At 70.4% G+C, this 19765-nt stretch carries 17 protein-coding genes and 3 pseudogenes; 7 read left to right on the top strand and 13 right to left on the bottom strand.

Annotated features, from left to right (window positions below; genetic code table 11):
• Positions 1–5: 5 nt before the first annotated feature.
• The 3 genes from ACFWR9_RS04030 to ACFWR9_RS04020 are packed head-to-tail and all read right to left on the bottom strand — an operon-like array spanning position 6 to position 2715.
• Complete coding sequence (locus ACFWR9_RS04030; protein WP_383835107.1) at positions 6–848, bottom strand: ABC transporter permease; 843 nt, start codon at positions 846–848, stop codon at positions 6–8.
• Positions 835–1854, bottom strand: coding sequence for an ATP-binding cassette domain-containing protein (locus ACFWR9_RS04025; RefSeq protein ID WP_383835105.1), 1020 nt, complete (start codon positions 1852–1854; stop codon positions 835–837). Before ACFWR9_RS04025 ends, ACFWR9_RS04030 begins: the two co-directional genes overlap by 14 nt.
• 3 nt (positions 1855–1857) lie before the next feature.
• On the bottom strand, positions 1858–2715 hold the full coding sequence (locus tag ACFWR9_RS04020) for a glycosyltransferase family 2 protein (protein ID WP_383835102.1): 858 nt from the start codon (positions 2713–2715) through the stop codon (positions 1858–1860).
• 142 nt (positions 2716–2857) lie between these two features.
• Between ACFWR9_RS04020 and ACFWR9_RS04015 the strand changes: the two genes are divergently transcribed.
• The gene (locus ACFWR9_RS04015) at positions 2858–3718 is read left to right on the top strand and encodes a phytanoyl-CoA dioxygenase family protein (RefSeq protein WP_383835099.1); all 861 of its coding nucleotides are present in this window, start codon (positions 2858–2860) and stop codon (positions 3716–3718) included.
• Here ACFWR9_RS04015 and ACFWR9_RS04010 read toward each other — a convergent pair.
• On the bottom strand, positions 3715–4461 hold the full coding sequence (locus tag ACFWR9_RS04010; RefSeq protein WP_383835096.1) for an SDR family oxidoreductase: 747 nt from the start codon (positions 4459–4461) through the stop codon (positions 3715–3717). The two genes, ACFWR9_RS04015 and ACFWR9_RS04010, sit on opposite strands and share 4 nt — an antisense overlap.
• A gap of 127 nt (positions 4462–4588) precedes the next feature.
• Between ACFWR9_RS04010 and ACFWR9_RS04005 the strand changes: the two genes are divergently transcribed.
• Together ACFWR9_RS04005 and ACFWR9_RS04000 are read left to right on the top strand one after the other, a co-directional pair.
• A complete protein-coding gene (locus ACFWR9_RS04005) occupies positions 4589–5902 on the top strand; it encodes an aspartate aminotransferase family protein (protein ID WP_383835093.1) in 1314 nt (437 codons plus the stop codon).
• Positions 5903–6098: 196 nt separating this feature from the next.
• Positions 6099–7118, top strand: a complete 1020-nt coding sequence (locus ACFWR9_RS04000) for an ROK family protein (RefSeq protein WP_383835090.1) — start codon at positions 6099–6101, stop codon at positions 7116–7118.
• Between the two features lie 233 nt (positions 7119–7351).
• Here the strand turns inward: ACFWR9_RS04000 and ACFWR9_RS03995 are convergent, their stop codons facing one another.
• The gene (locus ACFWR9_RS03995; RefSeq protein WP_383835087.1) at positions 7352–8137 is read right to left on the bottom strand and encodes a DeoR/GlpR family DNA-binding transcription regulator; all 786 of its coding nucleotides are present in this window, start codon (positions 8135–8137) and stop codon (positions 7352–7354) included.
• 462 nt (positions 8138–8599) lie between these two features.
• Between ACFWR9_RS03995 and ACFWR9_RS03990 the strand changes: the two genes are divergently transcribed.
• Positions 8600–8938, top strand: a complete 339-nt coding sequence (locus tag ACFWR9_RS03990) for a hypothetical protein (RefSeq protein WP_383835084.1) — start codon at positions 8600–8602, stop codon at positions 8936–8938.
• 24 nt (positions 8939–8962) lie between these two features.
• On the opposite strand, the pseudogene ACFWR9_RS03985 reads toward ACFWR9_RS03990, so the two are convergent.
• From ACFWR9_RS03985 to ACFWR9_RS03965, 5 genes and pseudogenes are all read right to left on the bottom strand, one after another.
• A pseudogene (locus ACFWR9_RS03985) lies at positions 8963–9328 on the bottom strand (alpha/beta fold hydrolase); the annotation flags it as partial.
• 499 nt (positions 9329–9827) lie between these two features.
• On the bottom strand, positions 9828–11363 hold the full coding sequence (locus ACFWR9_RS03980; RefSeq protein ID WP_383835081.1) for a sialate:H+ symport family MFS transporter: 1536 nt from the start codon (positions 11361–11363) through the stop codon (positions 9828–9830).
• A gap of 77 nt (positions 11364–11440) precedes the next feature.
• On the bottom strand, positions 11441–12157 hold the full coding sequence (locus ACFWR9_RS03975; RefSeq protein WP_383835078.1) for an N-acetylmannosamine-6-phosphate 2-epimerase: 717 nt from the start codon (positions 12155–12157) through the stop codon (positions 11441–11443).
• On the bottom strand, positions 12154–13182 hold the full coding sequence (locus ACFWR9_RS03970) for an ROK family protein (protein WP_383835075.1): 1029 nt from the start codon (positions 13180–13182) through the stop codon (positions 12154–12156). Before ACFWR9_RS03970 ends, ACFWR9_RS03975 begins: the two co-directional genes overlap by 4 nt.
• Positions 13179–14153 carry a dihydrodipicolinate synthase family protein gene (locus ACFWR9_RS03965; RefSeq protein ID WP_383835072.1) on the bottom strand — a complete coding sequence of 325 codons (975 nt, stop codon included), beginning with the start codon at positions 14151–14153 and terminating at the stop codon, positions 13179–13181. The genes ACFWR9_RS03970 and ACFWR9_RS03965 overlap by 4 nt, the downstream gene beginning before the upstream one ends.
• Before the next feature lie 154 nt (positions 14154–14307).
• Between ACFWR9_RS03965 and ACFWR9_RS03960 the strand changes: the two genes are divergently transcribed.
• Together ACFWR9_RS03960 and ACFWR9_RS03955 are read left to right on the top strand one after the other, a co-directional pair.
• Complete coding sequence (locus ACFWR9_RS03960) at positions 14308–15009, top strand: FadR/GntR family transcriptional regulator (protein ID WP_383835069.1); 702 nt, start codon at positions 14308–14310, stop codon at positions 15007–15009.
• Between the two features lie 152 nt (positions 15010–15161).
• Positions 15162–17963, top strand: coding sequence for a family 20 glycosylhydrolase (locus tag ACFWR9_RS03955; protein WP_383835066.1), 2802 nt, complete (start codon positions 15162–15164; stop codon positions 17961–17963).
• Between the two features lie 317 nt (positions 17964–18280).
• Here ACFWR9_RS03955 and ACFWR9_RS03950 read toward each other — a convergent pair.
• Both ACFWR9_RS03950 and ACFWR9_RS03945 read right to left on the bottom strand, forming a co-directional pair.
• Positions 18281–18457, bottom strand: a pseudogene (locus ACFWR9_RS03950) (DUF4913 domain-containing protein); the annotation flags it as partial.
• A gap of 137 nt (positions 18458–18594) precedes the next feature.
• Entirely contained in the window at positions 18595–18765 is a 171-nt protein-coding gene (locus tag ACFWR9_RS03945; protein WP_383835063.1) for a hypothetical protein, read from the bottom strand.
• Between the two features lie 375 nt (positions 18766–19140).
• Here ACFWR9_RS03945 and ACFWR9_RS03940 point away from each other — a divergent pair, with 375 nt between their 5' ends.
• Positions 19141–19434 (top strand): histidine phosphatase family protein, encoded by a 294-nt coding sequence (locus ACFWR9_RS03940; RefSeq protein WP_383835060.1) that lies wholly within the window; start codon positions 19141–19143, stop codon positions 19432–19434.
• Positions 19435–19470: 36 nt separating this feature from the next.
• Here ACFWR9_RS03940 and ACFWR9_RS03935 read toward each other — a convergent pair.
• Positions 19471–19765, bottom strand: a pseudogene (locus ACFWR9_RS03935) (MFS transporter); the annotation flags it as partial.

Genomic DNA, 19765 nt, shown 5'->3' with positions numbered 1-19765 from the left:
GCCTGTCATCCTCCGTTGACCGTGAGGTGGTGGCGCGCCGTGCGCCACAGCACGACCGTCAGGGCCCCGAGGGCCGCGACCCAGCCCGCCTGCCGTACGAGGGCGAGAAGGGCCTCGTCGCCGGAGATCCTGCCCAGGTAGATCTGGACGGGCGTGGAGACGATCGCGCTGAACGGTAGCCACTCGGCGACCGTGCGCAGCGGTCCCGGGAAGAGGGCGAGGGGCACCATGGTGCCCGCAAGGAAGGTGGTGACGGCCTGGCGCGCCAGGATCAGGCCGTAGGCGCTCTCGGTCCAGAAGCAGAGCAGGCTGGTGAGGAAGCAGAGCATCAGGTTCACCGCGACGCCGGCCACCGCGGTGGCGAGGAAGAGGAGCGCCGCTGTCACCGATGCCGGGGGCAGCACGTGCAGGACCGCGCCGCCGACAGCCAGGGCACCGGCGAGGGCGCCCACGGCCTCCGGTGTGCCGCTACCGAGTGCGCGGACCAGCTGCATGGCCGGATAGTTCACCGGGCGGACGAGGTCGACGGCGACCTGTCCGGAGCGGATGTCCCGGTGCATCTGCATCTCGGCACGGAACGACACGAGTTGGCCGAGCACGTAGGAGAGCAGCACGTAGGTGCGCATCTGCTCCCACGAGTAACCGCCGATGCCGGGGCTGTCGGCGAAGACCGAGCGCCACAGGTAGTAGAGGACGGCGGCCCAGACGGCGTTGCCCGCGAGGTCGATCAGGGCCGCCCGGCGGTGGGCCATGACCTGCTGGAGGGAGGTGAGGTAGAGGGCTGCGTACGGGGTGCGGACGGCGGGGCGGACGGAGTGGCCGGGGGCGACGGCGTCAGCCGACGGCATGGGCGCCCTCGTACAGGTCCCTGATGATCTCCTCGATGCCCGGTGTGCCCACGTGTATGTCGTCGAGGGGGAGGTCGGTGAGTGCGTACGAGATGACGTCGGCGGTGGCGAGGGAGGTCTGGTCGTAGCTGATCAGGAGGGTGTGGGCGTCGTGCTGGGCGATGACGGCCCGGTCGCCGTAGCGGGCCTCGAAGCGTGCTCCGCCCGACGACGACAGGCGCTCGCGGCTGCGCACGGTGACGGTGCGGCCCGTCCCGTAGGTGGCGAGCATCGTGGAGACGGGCATGTCCAGCAGGATCCTCGCCCGGTCGATCAGCACGATACGGCCGCACAGGGACTCCACGTCGCCGAGGTCGTGCGACGTGAGCACGACGGTGACACCCCGTTCCCGGTTGAGGGTGCCGAGGAACTCCCTCAGCCGCGCCTTGACCGAGACGTCGAGACCGATCGTGGGCTCGTCGAGGAACAGGACCGGCGGGGCGTGCAGCAGCGCGGCGGCGACGTCGCACGTGACCCGCTGGCCGAGCGACAGCTGGCGCACGGGCCGCTCCAGCAGTTCCTCGATGCCCAGGAGCGCGACCAGTTCGTCCAGGCGGCGCGTGAAGTCCCGTTGCGGTACGAGGTAGATGTCCGCGAGCAGCCGGAAGGACTCCCGCACGGGCAGATCCCACCACAGCTGGGTGCGCTGCCCGAAGACGACGCCGATGTTCCGGGCGTTGGCGGTGCGGTCCGCGTAGGGGACGACACCGGCCACGCTCAGGTCGCCGGACGTCGGCGTCAGCACGCCGGTGAGCATTTTGACGGTCGTGGACTTCCCGGCGCCGTTCGGTCCGACGTACGCCACGCTCTCGCCCGGCGCGACGCGCAGGTCGATGGCGTCGACGGCGGTCCGCTCCTCCCACTCGCCCCGCAGCAGATGACGGACCGCCCCGCGCAGGCCCGGCCGCTTCCTCGCGGTGCGGAACCGCTTCGTGAGGGCGCGGGCCACGATGATGTCGTCCGTCATGGATCAGCTCACGGCGCCGAAGTCCGTGCTGATGTCCTCGCCCCTCAGGGTGCGCGCACGGTAGGAGAGGTCGAAGATGGCGTGTGGCGTGCCCGTGGCCAGTTCGGCGTCGACGTCCTCCCCGGCGAGGATGCGCTCCGCCAGCTTCTGGGAGGCGGCGTCGTAGACCTCGGGGTGGTGGGCCACGAGGGTGGCGCGCAGGACGAGGTCGTGGCCGCGATGCCGGGCGAACATACCGTCGGTGCTGGTGCGGTAGTGGAGCAGCGGTTCGGCGACCCGTGTCATATGGCAGCCGTGCTTGCCCAGGGCGATCCAGAAGTTCCAGTCCTCGTAGGCTGGCATGCCCTCGTCGTAGCCGCCCGCGCGCTGCCATGCCGTGCGGCGGAACAGGGCGCAGTACGGCGCCTGGTTCACCGAGGTCGAGGCGTCGAAGTCGTACGCCGGGTACTCCCAGATCCGTTGCTCCACGCCGAAGGACTGCAGGAAGGGCCGGGCAACGTCGGCGGACGGGTCGCTCTCCAGCGCCGCCGACAGCTTCTCCAGCGCGGTGGGGGCGAAGTGATCGTCGGCGTCTAGGCAGGTGATGTACTTTCCGCGGGCCACGGATATGCCGAGGTTGCGGGCCCGGCCCAAGCCGCCGTTGCGGGCGAAGAGCAGGGTCACCCTGCGGTCGGGGTGGGCGTCGGCGAAGGTCTGGGCGACCTGGCGCGAGGAGTCGGTGCTGCCGTCGTCGACGACGATCAGCTCCCAGTCGCCCTGGGTCTGGACCAGGACGCTGTCCAGGGCCCGGGGCAGGACGGTCGCGTAGTCGTAGGAGGTCACGACCACCGAGACGAGGGGGTCGGCGGATGAAGGGTGCATGTGGGCTTCCAGGCTGCGTCGGTGACGTCACGTCGGTTTCGGGTCATGCAGAACTGATAGCAGTATGCATGAACCTGATTGAACATGGCTGAACCCGATGAGTTTTGTGCAGTTTTCCGCGTGCGACGCTATCGTTTCGGTCATGGGGAACAACAGGTTCGACGCAGCAGCGGGCAGCGGCACGGCGGTGCCCGAACTTGGCGCCGCCGACATCAAGCAGTTCGACGAGGACGGTTATCTCGTCCTACCCGGCTTTCTCCCGGCCCCGCTCGTGGAGCGCACCAAGGCGGAGGTCGACCACTGGGTCGACTCGGGCCTGCGGGAGCGGTCGATAGCCTCGGCCGTCTCCCCCGAGGCACACGGCATACCACCCCTGATGGAGCTGGAGATGGAGGCACACGGCCGGCTGCTGGTCCATCCGCCGCTGCTTGCCGTACTCGCGCAGCTGCTCGGGCCGGCCTTCGCCTTCCATCATCTGCACAGCGACCGGCGCCCGCCGGGCTCCCCGGGCAAGGACTGGCACCACGACTACGAGCAGGAGCCGCAGGGGGAGCGCACCCATGTCATGGTCCACGCCCTGCACTACCTCGGCGGGCTGAACGCCTCCGTGGGCGGGCTCGCACTCCTGCCGGGCTCGCACCGGCAGACGGCCGAGAAGACGGCACGCGCGCATCTCGGCACGGTCGAGGTGCCCGGCGAGGTGTTCATCGGGGAACTGCAGCCCGGATCAACGGTGCTGATCCACTCCGCGCTGTTCCACACCCGGCGCGCGGCACCCCGGGGCGAGTCACGCGAGCGCTACATGGTGGACAGTTCGTACGTCCAGGGCGGCGTGCGCTGGCCCCCGGCCAAGCCGTACTGGCGCCACATGCTGGGGCGGGCACGGGAGCTCGGGCTGGCGGGCGACCGGTGGCCGGACCTCTTCGCCGAGCACCACTTCACGGAGTACCGGCCCGCCGGACCCGCGTCCGGGGCCCGGCAGGGCCCGGAAGCCGGGGCCTAACCGCGGCCGACGTACGGCATCGCGCTGGGCATCACGGTGACCGACTGGATGTTCACGTCCACGGGTAGGCCGGCCATCGTCAGGACCACGTCGACGACGTGGCGCATGTCCATGGTCGGCTCGACCCGGAGGCCGCCGTCGGCCTGGCGGACGGCGGGCTGCGGCCGGTCGGCGGGGGTCACGTTGCCGATGTCGATCTGGCCGCAGGCGATGCCGTGGCGGCGGCCGTCGAGGGACAGTGAGCGGGTCATGCCGGCGACGGCGTGCTTGGCGGCGGTGAAGGCGATCGAGTCCGGGCGCGGCACATGGGCCGAGGGGGCGCCGTTGTTGATGATCCGGCCGCCGCGCGGGGTCTGCTTCTTCATCATCCGGAAGGCCTCCCGCGAACACAGGAAGGTGCCGGTCGCTATCGAGTCCATCACCCGGTGCCAGTCTTCGGCCGAGACATCCTCCGTGGGGGTGTACGGCATGGTGTCGGCGGCGTTGTTGAAGAGCAGGTCGATCCGCCCGAAGCGCTCGCCTACGGCGGCGAACAGGTGGACGACGGCCTGTGAGTCGGTGATGTCCGCGGGCAGCGGAACGGCCTGGTCCGCACGCTCGCCCGCCAGCCGCGCGGTCTCCTCCAGCGCGGCCCGCCGGCGACCGACCAGCCCCACCGTCCAGCCCGCGGCGATCAGTCCGAGGGCGGTGGCACGCCCGATTCCGCTGCCGCCGCCGGTGATGACGGCCACCTTCTCGACCATGTGTTTTCGCTCCTTCTCGACGCACTCGGATCTGCTGGCCCGGAATCTCCAGTCCCGGATCCGGGCATGAAGTCTGACTTTCGCCCGTAACGGTGTCAACGCCTAAAAAAACACAAAGCAGGAGAAAATGATGGACCATCACAAGAGTCGCGAACTGTTCGAGCGGGCGCAGCAGTCGCTGGCGGGCGGGACCAGTTCCTCGTCCCGCATCACGACGACGGGTACGGAGCCCCACCCGCTCTACATGGAGAGCGGCTCCGGGGCTCACATCCGAGATGTCGACGGCAACACCTACGTCGACTATCTGCTCTCGTACGGAAGCGCCGTGCTCGGGCACGCCAACCCGCTGCTGACCGAGGCCCTGTCCGCGGTGCTCGCGAGCGGCACGATGTTCGGCACCTGCAACGTTCCGGAGGTCGAACTGGCCGAGCGGATCTGCGCGTCGGTGCCCTGCGCCGACCTCGTGCGCTACGCCAACTCCGGCTCCGAAGCAGTCCAGGGCGCCGTGCGGGCGGCACGGGGCTTCACCGGCCGCTCGGTCGTCGTCAAGTTCGAGGGCCACTACCACGGCTGGACCGACACGCTCGCGGTGTCCGCCAAGGCGCCCGAGGCCGAGGTCGGCCCATACCACTCGCCCGCCGTCCGGCCGCACTCGCGGGGCATTCCGCAGGGCGTGCTCGACGACGTCCTGGTCTGCCCCTGGAACGACGTCGACGTGCTGCGCTCCGTCCTCGACGCGCACCGCGGCCGGATCGCCGCCGTGATCTGCGAGCCGATCGTCGCCAACAACGCCTGCACCATGCCGCTTCCCGGCTTCCTCGAAACGCTGCGCGAGGAGTGCACCGACCGGGACATCGTGCTGATCTTCGACGAGGTCTGCACCGGCTTCCGCACCGGTCCGGGCGGGGCGCAGGCGCTCTTCGGCGTGGTGCCCGACCTCGCGGTCTACTCGAAGGCGCTCGGCGGCGGGATACCGCTGTCAGCCTTCGCCGGCCGCCGGGACATCATGGAACAGGTGGGCGACAACCGGATCAAGCACGGCGGCACGTACAACGGGTCGCCGCTGTGCGCGACCGCCGCGCTCGTGACGGTGGACCGGCTGTCCGATCCCGCGGTGCAGCGGAGTATCGACGAGGCCGGCCGACGCGTGATGGAGGCCATCCGCAGGGCCTCCCGCGACCACGGCATTCCCTGCGCCGTGCAGGGGGTCGGCGCGATGTTCCAGGTCGTCTTCTCGGCCGACGGCTCCCCCACCCGCCACTACCGCGACCTGTTCGCGGCCGATCTGGCGCGCTACCAGCTGTTCCGCCACGAACTGCTGCGCCGCGGGATCCACGTCAACGTCTACGGCCTGGCCTGTTGGTTCGTCTCGGCGGCACTCAACGAGGACGACATCGACCGCACCTGCACCGCGGTGTACGAGGCCTTCGCGGCGCTGTGAGCCAGGAGGGCCGGTCAATCCTGACGGTGGGGGACGTCCACGCCGTTGGGTGCGTGGCGCACCCGTAAGCGTCGCCGAAGGTGCGCATTTGCGTGGAACTGTAGAAAATAGGGGTTATGGAATCATTATGATGCAAACAATTGACTCGTTCGCGCAGCCCTCCCCTGCCTCACTCCGGCTTCCAAGGAGTTCACGCATGCCTGACCGTGACAACGAGTGTGTGATCGCCCTGGACGTGGGAGGCACCGGTATGAAGGGGGCACTCCTGGACTGTCGCCTGCAGCCGCTACTCACCCAGCGCCGACCGACACATAGGGCCGCCGGACCCGAAGCGGTGGTCGCACACATGGCAGCCGCACTGGAGTCGCTCGCCAAGCAGGCGTCGGCCATGGGGCTCACCGCTCTGCGGGCGGGGGTCGTCGTACCCGGCATCGTGGACGAAGACAGCGCCCGCGCCGTCTACTCGGGCAACATCGGTTGGCGCGACCTGCCGCTCGGCGCCATCCTCGAACAACGCACGGGCATCCCCGTGACATTGGGGCACGACGTACGTGCCGGCGCTCACGCCGAGCGAGTCCTCGGTGCCGCTCGCGCTGCTCGGGATGTGCTTTTCGTCCCCATCGGAACCGGCGTCTCCGCGGCAGTCATCAGCGACGGTAGACCCCTGAGGGGCGGGGGCTTCGCCGGGGAACTCGGGCACATCGTTGTCGATGCCAACGGTGCCGAGTGCGTGTGTGGTGGCCGCGGGTGTGTGGAGACGGTGGCGACCGCAGCGGCCATAGCCACCGCGTTCACTGTCCGGTCCGGCCGCCCTGTCGAGGGTGCCGACGAGGTGGCGGCCCTCGTGGCACAGCGAGACCCCCACGCACTCACGGTCTGGAACCGGGCAGTCGACGCCTTGGTGACGGCTTTCACGACCGCGGTGACGCTGCTGGCCCCGGGGCTGATCGTGGTGGGCGGTGGCCTCGCAGAAGCGGGCGACCTCCTCCTGGACCCGATCCGGACCCGCCTGGCCGAACGGCTGACCTTCCAAAGACGTCCACGCCTCGTGCGCGCGGAACTGGGTGACCAAGCCGGGTGTCTTGGGGCCGGACTACTTGCCTGGGAGCACATGATCGAGCCAACAGACGACACAGGTGAATCCGCGTTCCCCGCCACGCGTTCACGGTCATGGACGGCAAGGGCCACGCGAGATGAACCCCGGCCGTCGCGGTGACGTGAGGGTCATACGAGGCTGGAAGCGGAGTGACGACCGTGCCAGGGACCCTGAACTTCGGTTCCTCTGGAAGGAGGTGATGGCACCCCGGGCGTGCAGCATCTCGCTCAGCCCTCGGCGTACCGGAGGAGGAGACGGTTGCTGTGGTGGCGGCCGGACCGACCGGCGAACGGCAGGCCTTCCTCCTTCCGCACACGCAGCCGGCTCGGTGTGCTGTCAGTGAGGCGGGCGCGTTACACGCACAAGACTTCGATCCCTCGGCTCGAAATCTCTTCGACGAGCTCCGTGGGAGCCTCCTTGTCCGTCACGAGAACCGAGACGGTGCTCATCTCGCAGACCAGGGCGAAGGCCCGGCGACCCAGCTTGGACGAGTCGGCCACGAGGACAACCTTGCTCGCGCAATCGGCCAGGGCGCGGTTGGCACCGGCCTCCGACTCGTCGTGAGTGGCTGCTCCCAAGCGCGGGTGAACGGCATCCACGCCCAGGATCGTGTAGTCCAGCGCCAAGCCATGGAGGACGGAATTGACCAGCGGGCCGACGAGTTCGTAGGAGTTCGGCCGGGCCACTCCGCCAGTGACGACGATCTTCACATGCGGACGGACTGCCAACTCGTTCGCGATGTTGATTGCGTTGGTTACAACGGTCAGTGTGGTACCGCCGCTCTCGTCGCCGGAGTCCGGTCGTACAGCCAGTTCCCGAGCCACCTCCGATGCCGTCGTACCCCCGTTGATGCCCACGGTGGAGCCTGACGGGATCAGCGCGGCGGCCGCCTTGGCGATGCGCAGCTTCTCATCCGCTTTTCGGGCCACCTTGTATCGCAGCGGCAGGTCATAGGCCACAGAGCTGACCACCGCACCGCCTCGCGTACGCGTCAGCAGGTTCTGCCGGGCCAGCTCGTCCAGGTCCCGCCGGATCGTGGCAGCAGAACATCCCAACCGCTCAGCAGCGTCGAGTACGTCGACGTGACCCTCGTTGCTGAGCATCTCCAGCAGCTGAGTCCATCGGGAATGTGCCGCCACCTGTTCCTCCTCGCTTTTGCCGAGCAGTCTACGCGCACGGATTTTTTGCGCGCAGAGCCTCGTCAACGCGTGGCCCTTGTGCGTTCTGGCGCATGAATTCCGGACCGGACGGACCGGAGAACGATTCCTCCGTTCTCCATCTCCGCGGACGCGGTGGCAAAGCGAGCCGGTCGAGTGGCAGCACGTGGTCGGGGCCCGGACTGCTCGTTCGTCCCCCGACCACGTGTCGTAGGCCGCGGCCGGGATGACGCCGTGTCGGGCGAACCTGCCGGTCGCGTCGGCACGCACTGTGCTGAGTGTCTTGCCGTCGATGTGGATGTCGACGTAGCCGGCGCGAAACCGGCCGGCTTCAGCGGAACCCACGTGCCCGCCTTCACCTGGTCCGCTATCTAGAGCTCCGGAGCGGCGGAGGTCCGGTCCTGGGCGTGCGTGTCGGCCGCCCGGACGCGGACGGACACCGGCATGGCCGGCTCGCGCAGCTACCGCATCCCGGCGTTGCTGACCCTCGAGTCGGGTGTGGTCATCGTCGGCGCCGACCAGCGTGTCAGCATCGCCAACGACAGCCCCAACGACATCAACTTCGTCGTGCGGCGCAGCCTCGACGGCGGCCGCAGCTGGGAGCCTGTACGTACTATCCTCCGTTACCCGGGCAGCGGCTGTCTCGGAGCGTCCGTGATCGACTCCGTGATCGTCCAGGACCGGGACAGCGGCCGGGTGATCGTGCTGATCGATCAGTCCCCGGCGGGTACGGACAGCCCAACGCACAGGCGGGCACCGGGTACGACGACCGCGGGCGGATGATCCTCACCAACCGGGACGGCGCCGTGTCGTCCATGAGTCGAGCCATCCGCCGATGTCCATTGGGCCGTTCGGGTTCGGGCCGCCGGGGGCCGGCCTCGACGAGCACGAGCGCGCGGACGAGCCCGGGATGTGGGGCGGCGGTGAGCATGGCCGTGTGCCCGCCCAGCGACTGGCCGACCAGGACGGGCCGCGGCAGCGCCAGCTGATCGACAACGGCGATGACGTCGGCGACGTAGGCGCCCGGGAGACGTCCCGCGGGTGGCGCTCGCTGTCGCCATGCCCGCGGTGGTCGACCGCGACGACGCGGTACCGGGAGCTCAAGCTTCGTGCCAGCACGTCCCATTCCTGCCGCCCGCCCCACGTCGGGATCCGGGTGCGGAGGCGCGGCAGGCGGTTTCCGCCATGGCGCCACACGCCCTTTTGATTTCAGGATGCGATTCGCAGCGAGCAGACCAGGCTGGCAGGATCGAAGAGGTGTCCTTGGATGGGGTCGGTGCTGCCTGTCCGTCCAGAACTCGTTCTGGTCCGGTCACCTTTGTGCCCGTTGACCCGTCGACCCGCCGGCTTCGGGCGCTCCTCCGTGGCGAAGCCCATCCGCACCTTCGCGGACGCGCTGCCGTCGGCGGGGACGGTCGGCGTGCCCGCGAGGCCGCCGTCGGACAGGCGAACCGCGAGGCCCGGAGTGTGGAGCAGTCGGGGAGTGCGCCGAGCGTCGGCCGCTGGGACGAGCCGGGCACGCGTGGGGTTCTACGTGGGGTTTCTCCCGCCGCTGCTCCAGCAGGCTGGTAGCCGCGGCAACCACCTCTCACGCTTGCCCCTGTACGAGCGGCGCCGGCGCGGAACCCGGTGCCGGTGTGCAGCACCGGTGGCTGCACACCGGGCGAGCCGATCAGCTGCGGTCCCCGGAGCCTCCCGCGGTCGGCTGCCGCCCCGCCGGGGTGTCGCCGGCCACTGCCGCAGCAGCGAGCGGTTCCGGTGCCGTCCGGCTCTCGTCCGACCCGCCGTCGGCCGCCAGGTGATCGCGCGGTGCGTCCGGGTTGATCACGCGGTTGAGACGGGCCGGGACATCGAAGCCGACCAGAAGCACCACCAGGATCGTGCCGGCGAAGGTCAGCACGGCCAGTGACGTGCCCAGGGACTTGCCTTCGGCGAGCTGGGCGCCCAGGACGGGTGCCACCGCGCCGCCGAGTGCGCCGACGTTGTAGGTGAACCCGAGCCCCGAGCCGCGGCTCTCGGTGGGGAAGTGGCCGCCGATGTAGCGCGGCAGCAGCCCGGAGATGCCGAAACTCAGCGCCTGCAGGGCGAAGATCAGCACGCCCATCAGGAACAGGTTGTCCTGGGTCGCGAACACCGGGAAGATGAACGCCAGCGAGGCGATCAGCGTGAAGGCGTACGCCTTGCGGGTGCCGATCCAGTCGCCCACGAAGCCCGCCAGGACACAGCCGGCGGCCGTGCCGAAGCCCGCGAAGTACAGGACGTTGGTGACCTGGTCGGGGGAGTAGCCCAGATCGCTCTTGAGATACGTGGGCAGCAGCGCCTGGATCGGCCAGGTGTACAGGAACGCCACGAAGACGGTGACGATCAGGGACAGGTACAGGAGCCAGCCCTTGCGGCCGCCGAGCTGCACGGCCAACGCGACCAGGCACGCGCCGGCGAGCACCGAGAGCAGGGGGACGGCGTCGGCGCCGATCGGTGTGAACACCCCGAACAGGGTGATCGTGCCCAGCACGACCAGGGCCGTGTTGACCGTGGCCAGGGTGCGGGTGGCGAACAGCGGCCGGAAGGGGTTGGGGCGCTCCTTCTGCTCGCCGACGGAGGCGCTCCACTCCTCCGCCTCGGGCAGCGCACGGCGCACCCACAGGGCGACGATCACCGGAAGGATGCCGAGGTAGAACATCCAGCGCCAGCCCAGGCTCGGCACGACCCACTTGTAGGCCTCGGCCGCGAGCACCGAGCCGATCGAGAATCCGGAGATCAGGAAGCCGGAGGCGCGATTGCGGAGCCGTGCCGGCCAGCTCTCCAGGACGTATGTCGCACTCGCGCTGTACTCACCGGCCATGCCCATGCCGATGAGCAGCCGGGCGGTGAACATGCTCGTGTAGTCCCACGCGAAGCCGCACACGAAGGTGCCGACGGAGTACAGCAGGATGCTCGCCACCATGGACGCCTTGCGCCCGAAGCGGTCTCCCATCGCACCGAGCACCGCGCCGCCCAGCCAGCGGGTGATGAACGCGCCGGAGATCAGACTGGCGGCCTCGACCGTGCTCAGGCCGAACTCGTCACTGATCTCGGTGAGGACCAGTGTGATGAGAACGAAGTCGAATCCGTCCAGGACGTAGCCGATCCAGGCGGCGAAGAACGACTTCCATTGCGTGCGGCTCACTTCCCGGTACCAGGGGAGAGTCGACTTGGGCTTGCTTGTCACGGTGTCTCCAGGTTGCACTCTTCATCGAGTGCGCGGCTCGGTGGGGCGTTGCCCCAGGCGGTCGGAGGTGGCGGTACTCAGGCCGCCTGCGGGTCGGTCGGGCCCTGCCGCAGTGTGGCGGAGAAGCGGGCGGCGATCGCTCCGGGCGCGGTGATCGCGGTGCCCACGACGACGGCGTGTGCCCCGGCGGTGAGCGCTGCGGCAGCCTCCTCGGGGGAGCCGATACGGCCCTCCGCGACCACGGGCACGTCCAGGGCCCGGGCCAGTGCGGCGACCAGCTCCAGGTCGGGGCCGTCCTGGTGCGGGGAGTCGGGCGTATAGCCGGACAGAGTAGTGGATACGTAGTCGGCGCCGGCCGCCTGCGCCGCGCGGCCCTCGTCCAGGGTGGCCACGTCGGCCATGACCAGCGCGCCCGCCGCGTGCACGGCCGTCACGGTGTCGGCGAAGGACGCGCCGTCCGGGCGGGGACGCAGGGTGGCGTCGACGGCCACGATCCGGGCGCCGGCGTCCGCGATGGCCACCGCGTGACCGGCGGTCGGGGTGATGTGGACGCCGGTGTCGCCGTCCTTCCACAGCCCGATGACCGGGGTGTCGGGCAGATCCCGCACGAGGGCCGCGACCACATCGGCGCCGTTGGCGCGGATGGCCGCAGCACCGCCCTCGGCGACAGCGGCTCGTGCCATGCGTACCAGGGTGTCGGTGTCGCGCAGCGGGCTGCCCGTCGGGGCCTGGCAGGAGACGATCAGACGGCCGTGCGGTGCGAAGGCGAGGCGGTCGTGGGAGTCGGTCGTCATGAGGCGTGCTCCTCGGCCGGCGCGGCGGCGGCCACGGGTATGGGCAGGGGTGTTGCGGCGGCCGGTGGCCGGTGCAGCGGCGCGATGTCGGCCAGGGCGGCCGCACCGAGCAGCGCGGTGTCCGAGCCGGCGCGCGGAGGACGCGGCACGAGACCGCTCAGGGGAGCCATCCGCTCGGCGGCGAACGCCGCGCGCAGCGGCACCCAGTAGCGCTCGCCGATACCGGCCACGCCTCCGCCGACGACAACGGCATCGGGCCCGAACGCGTTGGCGAGGCCACCCAGGACCCGGCCCGCGGCTCGGGCCCCGGTCTCGATGGCCTCGGCCGCGAACGCGTCGCCCGACTCGGCACGGCGGACCACGGTCTCCAGCCGGTCGGCGCCGCGCCCGGAACGCCGCTCGTACAGGGCCGTGATCCCCGGGCCGGCGGCGACGGCCTCCAGGTGGCCGATGGCGCCGCAGGTGCACAGCAGCCCGTCGGCCTCGGGTACCGGAAGATGCCCCAGGTGCCCGGCGATCCCCGTGTGACCGTGCAGCATGCGCCCCTCGACGGCGACCGCGCCACCCACGCCGGTGCCCACGAACAGCAGCAGGAACGACGCGGAGGGTGAGGCGAGCGAGGCCGGCTCGGCCCCGGCCGCGGCCCGTACGTCGTTGTCACAGGCCACCGGCAGGCCGGTACGGGCGGCCAGCTCCGGTCCCAGCCGGGTACCGGTCCAGTCCCGCAGCTGTGTGGTGGCGGCTCGCACGGTGCCGGACACCGGGTCGACCACTCCCGGGGAGGCGACCCCGACGGCCCGGACGGCGTCGGTGGAGCGGCCGGCCGCGGCGATGGTGTCGGCGACGGCGTCCGTCAGGGCGTCGAGCACCGCGGTCGGGCCCGCCGATCCGGGCGTGGGACGGGTGCTGCGGCCGGACAGAGTGCCGTCCGCAGCCACAAGGGCCGCCGCGATCTTGGTGCCGCCCAGGTCGAGCGCGATCACCGGGCGACGCTCGGCCGGTGTGCCGGGATGCGGCGTGCTCATCGCACGGGCTCCAGGCCGGCCGCCGCCACCAGCTCCCGCACCCGGGCGACGGCGTCCTCGCCGAGCGGGAGCTGCGGGAAGGCCGTGAACGGGTGGTCGATGACCCCGCGCAGGTACAGGGCGGCCTTGAAGGCGCCCAGGGCGGAGGAACTGCGGCTCATCTCGGCCTCGGCCCCGACGTCGACCATCGAGAAGAGGGCGACCAGGATCTCCTGCTCCTTGGCCGCCAGGTGCCAGTCTCCGCCGCGGGCCGCGTCGTACAGGCGCACATAGCCGGCCGGGTCGACATTGCCGATGCCCGGCACGACGCCGTCCACGCCCGCCAGCAGCGCCGCGTCCACCGTGAGTTCGGAGCCCGTGAGGATCGAGAAGCCGGGGGCCGGGCCGGAGCGCCTGCCCTCGCGACCGCCGAGTTCGACGATGAGACGGCGCAGCCCGCCCTCGTCGCCGCTGCTGTCCTTCAGACCCGACAGGGTGCCGTCCTCGGCCAGCTCCCGCACCAGCGGGGCGGAGAGCTTGCTGTGCACGGAGACCGGGAGGTCGTACGCGAACAGCGGCATTCCGGAGTCCGCGCGCAGCCGCCGGAAGTGCCCGGCGATCTCGGCGGGATGGGTACGGGTGTAGAACGGCGCGGTCGCGACCAACGCGTCGGCCCCCAGGTCCCGGGCCGTGCGGGCGTGGTCGAGGACGCGCGGCGTGGTGGTGTCGATGACTCCGGCGAGCACCGGCACCCGGCCCGCGGTCGCGTCGACCACCGTCTTGAGAACCAGAGCGCGCTGGGCGTCGGTGAGGTAGGCGACCTCGCTGGTGGAGCCGAGTGCGAAGAGACCGTGCACGCCGCCCGCGATCAGGTGTTCCACGAGTCGGGTGAGCGAGGCGGTGTCGATGTCGCCGTCTGGGGCGAGAGGCGTGCAGACGGGCGGGACGACGCCTTGCAGGGGGCCGGCGGGCAGTGGGGTGCTGGCGGGCATGGTGACTCCGGTGGGTGATGCGTGGTTCACTAGATCTGACGTAAGACGTGGGATGTCCAAGGTCTGCGCCACAATACGCACGGCAGACCGGGACCGGTCAAGGCCCCTTGGGTCCGCAGCGGTGGGCGGGCCCGCAGAAGACGGGAGAGCGAGTGTGGCGCGAGCAACGCGGACCGAGGACGTCCAGGTGCAGATCAAGCGACTCATCCTGGAGCGAGGGCTGGCCCCTGGTGACCCCCTGCCGACCGAGGCCGAACTCGTCGCGCTCATCGACGTGAGCCGCAATTCGGTGCGCGAGGCACTCAAGGCGCTGCAAGCCGTGTGCATCGTCGAGATCCGCCACGGATACGGAACCTACGTCGGCTCGCTCTCCCTCGACCCGTTCGTGGAGGGCATGGCCTTCCGTGCGGCGGTCCGGCAGCGCCTGGGCGAGCCGAGCCTGTACGAGTTGATGGAGGTGCGCGAGGCTCTTGAGGCGGGATTGATCGCGCAGGTGGCGCGCGTGATACCGCAGGAGGACATCGCGGTCCTCTCCGGCCTCGTCGCCGAGATGGAGCACGAGGCCGAGCGGGACGGCCGCGTCAGCGCTGCCACGGACCGGGCCTTCCACCTCGCCCTCTACCGCCCCATCAACAACCACCTGCTGAGCGAAGTCCTCGACGCCTTCTGGGCCGCCCTGCGCCGCGTCCGCACCGAACTGGCCGACGACCACCAGGATCCGGAGGTGACCTGCCGTCAGCACCGGGCGATCGTCGACGCCTTCGAGGCCAGGGACGGCGAGCGCGCCGCCGAGGCGATGCGGCATCACTTCGGGGGGATCCGGAAGCGGTTGACGGAGAACGCGACGCGGGGGTGAACGTCCTGGGGGACCGCAAAGGGACTAGACCACTTCGACGCGCGGCGCTATAGTGCTCAATCCTGCAAGAAAACCACGCTCTTCATGCAAGTACGTGCACCAGCGATTACCCCTAGGGAGTATCCGTGCGTTTGCGGAAGAAGAGAAGTCCCGTGCCATCCAGGCGTTGTAGGCCGTATCTGCTGTTCGCCGCGGTTCTCGCGACCGTCGTCGGTCTGGTGAGCGCACCCTCGGCCAGTGCCGAGCAGGCCCCGACCGCCGCGGCGCCGGGCGGGACAGCCCTGGTCCCCCGTCCGGTCGTGGTGCAACAGGACGCCGGCGAGCGGCCGTTCGTGCTGCGTCCGTCCCTCAAGGTCGTCGCCCGCGGCGAGGCGGCCGATGTGGGTGAACAGCTCGCCGGGCAGCTGCGCCGGGCGACAGGATTCCGGGTGCCGGTACGCAGCGACGGCCACGGCAACGCCGTTGCCATCACGGTGGACCCGAAGGCCGACTACACCGTCGACGGCGCGGCGCCCACCGCCGAGTCGTATGTCCTGGACGTGAACAGCCGCGATGTCTCGATCACCGCGCGCACCGCGCACGGAGCCTTCAACGGTGTCCAGACGCTGCGTCAGCTGCTGCCCGCGTGGGCCGGCTCCGCGACCCCGGTCGTCACGGACTGGCGCGTGCCCGCCACGCACATCGAGGACGCGCCGCGCTTCTCCTACCGGGGCGTGATGCTCGACGTGGCCCGGTCCTTCCAGGAGGTCGACGAGGTCAAGCGCTACATCGACACCCTGTCCCGGATGAAGATGAGCGTGCTGCACCTGCACCTCGCCGACGACCAGGGCTGGCGGATCCAGATCACCAACGACGGCAAGGAGCCGGGTGACCCGATCGACTACAGCGCGCTGCACCGCGTGTCCGGCACGACCGCGATGAACCAGCGGGGCCACCGCGACGAGCTGGGCCGCACCGGCTACTACACGCAGGAGCAGTACCGCGACATCGTCGCCTACGCGAAGGAGCGGTTCGTCACCGTCGTACCCGAGGTCGACGTGCCCAGTCACACCAACGCCGCGCTGCACGCGATCCCGCAGCTCAACACCGACCGGTCGCTGCCCGCGCGCGACGCCAAGACCGGTGTCGTCGACTGGAACGGCAGCGGTGACGTGGGGTACTCGGCCCTCGACGAGCGCCACGACCTCACGTACACGTTCGTCAAGCACGTCTTCCGGCAGCTCGCCGAGATGACCGGCGGCCCGTACGTGCACATGGGCGGCGACGAGTCCCACGCGATGGGCCACGAGCGCTACGTCGACTTCGTCACCCGCGCGGTACCCGCCGTCAAGGAGGCCACGGGAACCGGCATCATGGGCTGGTCCGAGTACGCGGAGGCCGGGCTCTCCCAGCAGCCGGGATACTGGGACGGCTCGGTCGTGCAGTACTGGGTCGGCTCGGGGGACTGGGTACGCGACTTCATCGACAAGGGCGGCAAGGCCGTGGTGTCCGCCGCGGGTGGCTCCTACCTGGACCAGAAGTACACCCCTGACACCCCGATCGGCCTGACCTGGGCCTGCGGCGGCACCTGCGACTTCCAGCGCTACTACGACTGGGACCCGACGACCACCGTCTCCGGAGGTATCCCCGAGTCGGGTGTGCTCGGCGTCGAGGGTCCGCTGTGGTCGGAGACGGTACGGGGCGGCGACCAGGCGGAGTTCCTCACCCTGCCGCGCGCCGCCGCGATCCTGGAGACCGGCTGGACGCCCAAGGACCAGAAGAACGTCACCGACTTCGGTGAGCGTCTCGCCCGGCTGGGCTCACATCTCACCGTGGCAGGCGCCAACTTCTACGAGAGCCCGGGGGCGGGGTGGGCCGCCACCGTCGCCGGCACCGACGCGACCGCGCCGCGAGCGGTGACCTCCCGGGTCGGGCTGGGCCGCGTCGCCGCCCCCGGCACCAAGGTCTCCGAGGACGGCACCCGGATCGTCCCGGACACCGTGTCGACCGACGGCGACCCCGCCTCGGCCAGCGCCCTGACGGAACCGCTGACCGCGACGGCCACCTGCGGGAAGCGGGACCTGCCCGTGACGTTCACCCAGAGCAGGGCACGCGACTCCCTCCACTCCGCCGGCGTCTACACCGCAGGGGTGAAGGCGGCGTTCACCCGGCCCACGACCTGCGTGCTGACCCCGTCGGTGGGAGACCCGGTATCCGTCCGCGTCCGTCCGGCCGCACCGCACACCGAGGACCGCACCCCCGCCGCTGCGCACGCTCCGAAGCTCTCGATTCCGGACGACGTGAAGGCGGGGACATGGGTCCCGCTGAAGCTGGCCGGCTTCGCGCCCGGATACGTCGAGATCCGCATCGACGGCAAGACCGTCTACACGGTGCGCGCGGACGCGTCCGGCGCGTTCGACCGCCACGGCGTCATCCCGGCCGGGACCTACAACGGCGTGCGTGAGGTCAGTGCGGTCCAGGGCGACCGTGTGGCGCGCCGGTCCGTGTCGGTCGACTCCGAGGTACGCCCGCTGCCCGATCCAATCGACCAGTCCACGCTCCGCGTCCACGACGTCGACAGCGAGGAGACCACAGGCGAGGACGCCGCCGCGGTGAACGCCGTCGACGGTGACCGGAGCACGTTCTGGCACACCCAGTGGGCGGGCGGGGCGCCGGACTTCCCGCACCACATCACCCTGGACCTGGGGAAGCGGTACGACGTCACCGGCCTGCAGTACGTGCAGCGGCAGAACGCGCGCAACGGCCGGATCAAGGACTACCGGGTCGAGGTGTCCGAGGACGGCGCCACGTGGACGCGGGTGGCGACGGGCTCCTTCACCGAAGCGCTCACACCGCAGAACGTCGAGTTCGGCGCCGAGCGGGGCCGCTACGTGCGCCTCACTGGCCTCGACTCCCACGCCGGCAACGCCTTCGCCGCTGCCGCGGAACTGAATGTCGGGGGCCGCCCCGTGTGATGGTCTGCGCTGCCAGGTGCTGGGCCAGGGCGTGGCCCAGCACCTCGGGGGCGGCGGTCGGGGTCATGCGGCTCGTCAGGTTCGTACGCGGCGCCGATCACCCGCGTTGCGGCCGCGGTGCGGACGGCCGTCGGCTCCAGTGCGCTGAACGTGAAGTCGAAGCTGTGGGAGCCGTTGGGCGTGGTGTGGTGTTGGGACGGCGCCGTCAGGTCACCGGACCAGAACATCTCCACCGCCTCCTCGGAGGCGGCACCGGCGGGCGCGAGTCCGTCGAGGTCGAAATCGAAGGCATCGTTCACCCCGCCACCCCGGCTGCTCGGCCTCGGGGTGACCAGCACGCGATGGTTGGGGCGGATCGCGCTCGTCGTACACGCCGCGAAGGGTCCGTCGGGCGCGCGCAGGTGCACCAGCGCCTGGTCCAGGTGGTCGCGGTGGCAGGCCGACGGATCGGACAGGCCGGCCTCTGTATCGGTGAATTGCTGCCACGCGAGCCATCAACAACCTGGCCGGGGCCGGGAAGGTGCGTGTCTGTCGCCACAGTCGGTTCATCGGGTGGCTCCTGCGAGTTCGTGCCCGGTGTCCTGGGCGCGCCGGTGGTGGCCAGGGGGTCGGTGACATGGGTGCAGCGCGTTCAGCGGTCCACCTTCCGGTCTCCCGGGCGGGCGATCTCGTCGGGGACGTCGGCGGGCTGACAGGCGAGCAGGCCGTGCTCGCGGCAGTAGGTGTCGTCGAAGGCCGTGCCGACGTAGCGCTGGGGCCCGTCGGGGAAGACATGCGTGCTCCACTCGCCATCGGCCCCCACTGTCCGATGGGTACGCACCACCGGGCACGTCTCCCGGAGCCGAGACCGGCAACCGCCAGGTGGCGGGGCTGCTCCAGTTAGTCGGCGGGACGTTCCGGACGCGTGCCGGATGGGCTCACGAGCGACCCTGCCCGAGCCTGGAGGCGGCCGGTGGTGTCATTTACCACCACCGGCCGAGTCCTTGATCAACTGTCGCGGACGTATCCAGTCGCTCCGTCACATTCAGCACTCAGGCGATTCGGTCGCATCACGTCGTCCTTGCCCTCTGCCAGGTCCGCCAGGCAGAAAGGAGATCAGCCGGATGTCGATCTGCCTGACATTTCTCTGCGCTGTCGCCGAGGCGACCCGAGCCGGCCGATCTTCGGGGAGGTGGCCATGAGCAGGTGCGGCCCGGCTTGCGCGGGCGCCATCGGAGGAGTTCTGCCCCGATGCTCCGCGGTTGTCCGGGCTCCTTCCCCCCGCTGCGCTCGGACTGCTCGTGCTCTCGCCCTCACGGCCGAGGTTGAGCCGGCGCTGCGCACCTTCGACTACGGCAAGTGGCGCGACCGCACCGCCGCCGAAGTCGCCGCCACCGATCCGTACGGGCTCTCCACCTTTCTGACGGACCCGGATGCCGTACCCCACGGGGGTGAATCCGTGCGCCAGCTCTGCCAACGCATCTCGAACTGAGCAGCCTGCCGTCACAGAGGGGGTGCGCAGTGGCGATCACTGAGCCGTACGATGGGCGCGTGACCAGGAGCACCCGATCAAGCAGCAGCAGAGCGTGAACGCGTCGGTGAATCCGTCGGCCGATCCGCTCTCGAAACCGGGGGCCGCGACGGTGGAGACGACCGCCACGCCGATCGAGCCGCCCACTTCGTGGAAGGTGTTGACGACACCTGACGCCAGCCCGGCCTCGCGGTGCTCGACCATGGCGAGTGCCGTGGTGGTCGCGGTGACGAAGACCGCGCCCAGGCCGAGGGAGGCGATCACGAAGCCCGGGAGCAGCCCGGTGTACACG

It is taken from the genome of Streptomyces sp. NPDC058534, assembly GCF_042717365.1.
Classification (GTDB): Bacteria; Actinomycetota; Actinomycetes; order Streptomycetales; family Streptomycetaceae; genus Streptomyces.
Note: the sequence above shows the minus strand (reverse complement) of the source record. Positions and strands in the feature narration are given on the sequence as shown.